Annotated in this window: 1 protein-coding gene; it reads left to right on the top strand. The window is 71.3% G+C overall.

Annotated elements, in window-relative coordinates; all coding sequences use genetic code 11:
• On the top strand, window positions 1-429 hold a 429-nt coding region (locus ACSC1Q_RS43145; protein ID WP_436764536.1), incomplete at both ends, for a S1 family peptidase.

Here is a 429-nt window from a genome sequence, read left to right as displayed (position 1 = left end):
GCGGGCAAGGACGTCCACAGCTGGTACGTGGACGTCGCCGCGAACACCGTGACGGTGTCGGCGGCCGACCGCGCCGCCGCCGAACGGTTCGTCAAGGCGGGCGCCGTCGACGCCGCCGAGGTGCGGATCTCCCTCAGCGAGGCGCCCAAGCCCCTGTACGACATCCGCGGCGGCGACCAGTACGTCATCAACGGCAACACGCTCTGCTCGGTGGGCTTCTCGGTCAACAACGGCGGCTTCGTCACCGCCGGGCACTGCGGCGGCACCGGCAGCCCCACCCTCGGCTACAACAACGTCGCCCAGGGCACCTTCGCCGGGTCGTCGTTCCCCGGCAACGACTACGCCTGGGTCCGTACCAACGGCAACTGGACGCCCCGCCCGTGGGTCAACAACTACGGCGGCGGCAACGTCGCCGTGGCGGGCTCCCAG

Source organism: Streptosporangium heterodermiicola, from assembly GCF_051390675.1.
In the GTDB taxonomy this organism is placed as follows: domain Bacteria; phylum Actinomycetota; class Actinomycetes; order Streptosporangiales; family Streptosporangiaceae; genus Streptosporangium.
Note: the sequence above shows the minus strand (reverse complement) of the source record. Positions and strands in the feature narration are given on the sequence as shown.